The organism is Streptomyces sp. NPDC058877, assembly GCF_042742855.1.
Lineage (GTDB): Bacteria > Actinomycetota > Actinomycetes > Streptomycetales > Streptomycetaceae > Streptomyces.
In genome coordinates, this window is the sequence record NZ_JBHYMF010000334.1 from 1 (window position 1) to 3,794 (window position 3,794).

A 3,794-nucleotide genomic window follows, 5' to 3' on the forward strand; every position below is an offset into this window, starting at 1 on the left:
CGCCGTACACCAAACCGCACTACGTGAGAAACACGGGATCCACGATGACGAGGAAGCGACTCGCGTGGCTGGTCGGGGTGGGTGCTCTGCTACTCGCGCTCGTCCTCACGCTCCCCCTGCACATCGGCCAGCTCCTTCCGGGCAAGAGCGACCATGTACCCGACGCTCCGGGCCAGGGACTGCCGGAGGCGTTGGGACAGCTGCGGGGTGACGACGACCTCGTTCGCCCGCAGGCTGTCGCGCACGGCGCCCGCCCCCGCCTTCACAGCACCGCGTACGGCCGCCAGGAGACCCGACTTTCCGACGGCACGGCCGCCATGCCCGCCCTCGACGACAAAGCGCTCATCGCCCTCGCGGATTCGGACGCGACCGAATCGCCCGCATGGCGTGCCTACTATCTGTGCCTGGCGGTCGCCCCCGAGGACCCTGGCGCTCCATCACCGCATGCCCAGCGCCTCCTGGACCAAGTCCCGTGGTCGAAGGAAGCGCTGGAGGAAGCCCGCACGTACCTGATCACCCGAGGCTCCACGGACAGCATCGACACGTCCGTCGCCACCCGCGGTTCTTTCCTCACCGCTCTGCGCTGTCTCGGTAAGGCGGACGGCGTACCCGAGTCGGCGCTTGACGCCCTCGCGGCGGACGCGAACCGGATCAGCACGCCGATCCCCGTGCTGGAGGCATCAGACGCGCTGTCCCAACTCGGCCGCCCCCTGAAGCCGTCCACCGCGGTCAGCGACTGGCGCTCAGAGGCCACGGCCCAGTCGTGCACCGGGGCCGACGCCGCTCAGCTGGCCGCCCAGCGGATCCTCTCCCCGGCCACGCGTCTGCCGCAGGAATCCACGCAATGCCTCAAAGCCGGCATCAGCTCGGACAATCCACAAACACGCTGGCTGGCTCGCAGAGCTCTTCCTCAGGAAAAGAGCATCAAGACCAGGGCCGATTTCGATGACAAGGGACTCGTCGTCGAAACGCCCGATCAGCAGGGAAACCTCCGAGCGACGTACGAAGCGGCTCGCGCACTCGCCATTACCGGAACACATAAACAGGCACCCGACTGGCTCACCGACGCGGTGCGCAAGCTCAGCAATGAACGCGAACTCCCCCCTGGAGACAATGTCATGGTCGCCCTGATCTGCGACCGGTTGGAACTAGCCTGCGGCCCCCGAGCAGCAGAAGGCCAACGCGATATCGCCGCGCTCGTCGTGCCCCCGCGCTATCAGGCCAACCGGTCCGCCCAATGGGGAGACAACATGCGGGCCCGCATCGAGCTCGAACTCGGCTGCCCCAAGACCGACATCACTCCCGCACTGCCCGAGGGCAGACGACTCGACGGCCCTGCGCTCCGCGCCCTCCGGCTCCTCGGCGAATCCGGCTGCAAGGAACAGGCCGCCCGAACCGTCAGCGGCCACGACCTGACGAAAATCGCCGCCGATCTGCTACGCGACGGCGACCTCATCGGCGCCGCTGACGCCTACTGGGCCGCTGTTCACTCCGGAGCGGTGATCTCCCAGGAGTTCTACGACCAACTTCCCTCTCTCGTGGCAAAGTTCACGGCGAAGAGCAGCACGTCCCTTTACAGCCGCACTCCTGGCGGTCCCGCCGATATCGAAGCCACCAACGCCGCCTACTCCCTGCGATGACAGCACCGACCCGTCCCAGCGTCCCGGAGCGCATCGTGCTCGAAGAACCGCCTACCGCACTCGTCCTCGACTCCGTGTCCTACCGATATCCAGGCACGGACCAGAACGTGATCGAGGACCTGAACCTCACCCTGCCCGCAGGCCTGACCCATGCCGTGCAGGGCCCGTCCGGCTGTGGCAAGAGCACCGTGCTCGCGCTGGCGGGACTGATCCTGGCACCCACGGCCGGGACCGTCACCATCGCCGGCGCCGACCCCGCCGCAGGCGACCCCGACGCCCTGCGCCGCCATCGCGTCGGCACGGTCCTCCAGGACCTCGGTCTCCTCCCGTTCCTCAACACCTGGGAGAACGTCGCCGCCGCCTTCGGGCCGCGCCTAGCCCGCCATCGCGAACAGGCGCGCGCCGCGCTGTCCGCACTCGACATGGCGGACCTCTCCGACCGCCCGGTCCAGGAACTCTCCGGCGGCCAGCGGCAACGCGTAGCCATCGCCCGCGCCGCCGTACACGAACCCGCGCTGATCCTCGCCGACGAACCGACCTCCGGACTCGACGAGAAAAACGGCGACCTCGTCATGGAGGCACTCCTGGAGTGCGCGGCGCGCGGCACCGGCGTACTCGTCGTCACGCACGACCCGCGCATCGCGGACCGGTGCGCCCGGACGTCCCGCCTCGTGGACGGACGACTCACCGACGCCACCCCCGCCGGCCCCACCCAGGAGGAACCGCGTGACCCCGTCCACTGAGACCGCCCCGCGGCACCCCGGCGGCTGGAGCGGCCTCACCTGGCGCCGCGACAGCAACTCCCTGCGCAGAGCCCTGACCACCGTGACCGCCCTGTCGGCACTGCTCGCCCTGTCCGTCGGAGTGACCAGCGGCGCATCCACCGCCGTGGAGCGCGATGTCCTGTCCAGCGGCGGCCTGACCCAGATCGAGCTCGCCACGACCGGCTCGGGCTCCGGCGCCGGAGGCTCCGCACGGCCGCTCACCCAGGACGTCCTCACCGAGGCTGCCGGCATCGACGGCGTCACCCAGGTCGTGCCCGACTACGCGGCTTCGGTGTACGCGGCCACGGAAACCGGCGGCACGTACGTCCTCGGTGCGAACAGCTACGTGCCAGGCAGCACGATTCCCGTCGTCGAGGGCCAGGCCCCGGCCAAACAACTCGCCGACGGCCAGATCATCGTCCCCGCCAGGGCCGACGACACCGACCTCGGCGGATTCGTGGGCCGCACCCTCACTTTCTCGCACACCGTCGGCACCGGGCCCAACACGGGCACGACCAAGGACATCGCCCTCACCGTCGTCGCCGCCTACGATCCGTCCTGGCAGCCGGACGGGCCCGCTGCCGCCTACGTCTCCCCGACCACTGCCCTGCGGCTCGCCGCCGCTCGTGCCGCTCAGACACCCACGGAGTTCATGAGCACCGAAGGCGCCCAGAGCGCCCTCGTGGTGACCGAGCACCAGCGATACGTCGCGCCCGTCACCGCAGCCCTGCAGAAACTCGGCATCTCGGCGTCACCGGTCTCGGACCGGATCGGCAACCTGCCCGGACTCTTCGGCGCCGTCCAGTGGTTCACCCTGGCGCTCGCCGCCCTGCTCGCGGTCGTGTCGCTGCTGCTGGGGGCATCCCGGGCGATGGACAGCGTCCGGGCCAGGCTCGCCCAATTCGCCGTCCTCCGAGTCCTCGGCGAGTCGATGTCCTCCCTGCGCCGCCTCCTCATCGGTGAAGCGGTGCGGACCGGACTCGCCGCCGGGCTCCTGGGACTCCTGGCCGGCGCCTCCGTGGCCGCCGCACTGTCCGGCCCCCTTAGCGAAGCGCTGGGGCTGACAATCCGTCCCTGGGACACCATTCCCGGACCCAGCTGGGCGCTGGCGGTCCTCGTCCTTCCAGTCCTCGGACTCGCGGTCGGCGCACTCGTCGGCGGACGGCGCGCGCTCGCGGACGACCCGTACCTGACAGTGCGACGCCACAACGTGTGAGGGTGTGGGTGTGGGACGCGGTCGACCGAGACCGTGCCCCGCACCTGGAGGGTTCCCCAGACGTGGGCCCTGCCCGTCGCCCCCGTTATGTTCTTCGCGGTCCTGCAAGAGGGCCGCTGGCCTCCGGGCCCGGCATGACTGTGTCCCCCTGTCGAACGGATGACCTGGGGGGTG

Annotated in this window: 3 protein-coding genes; all 3 read left to right on the forward strand. The window is 70.0% G+C overall.

Annotated features, from left to right (window positions below; genetic code table 11):
- Positions 1 to 1,640: hypothetical protein (locus tag ACFW2Y_RS35035; protein WP_384887571.1), on the forward strand; the 1,640-nt coding region annotated here is incomplete at its 5' end.
- The gene (locus ACFW2Y_RS35040; RefSeq protein WP_384887574.1) at positions 1,637 to 2,383 is read left to right on the forward strand and encodes an ABC transporter ATP-binding protein; all 747 of its coding nucleotides are present in this window, start codon (positions 1,637 to 1,639) and stop codon (positions 2,381 to 2,383) included. The genes ACFW2Y_RS35035 and ACFW2Y_RS35040, both read left to right, overlap by 4 nt.
- The gene (locus ACFW2Y_RS35045; protein ID WP_384887577.1) at positions 2,367 to 3,620 is read left to right on the forward strand and encodes an FtsX-like permease family protein; all 1,254 of its coding nucleotides are present in this window, start codon (positions 2,367 to 2,369) and stop codon (positions 3,618 to 3,620) included. Before ACFW2Y_RS35040 ends, ACFW2Y_RS35045 begins: the two co-directional genes overlap by 17 nt.
- Positions 3,621 to 3,794: the final 174 nt, after the last annotated feature.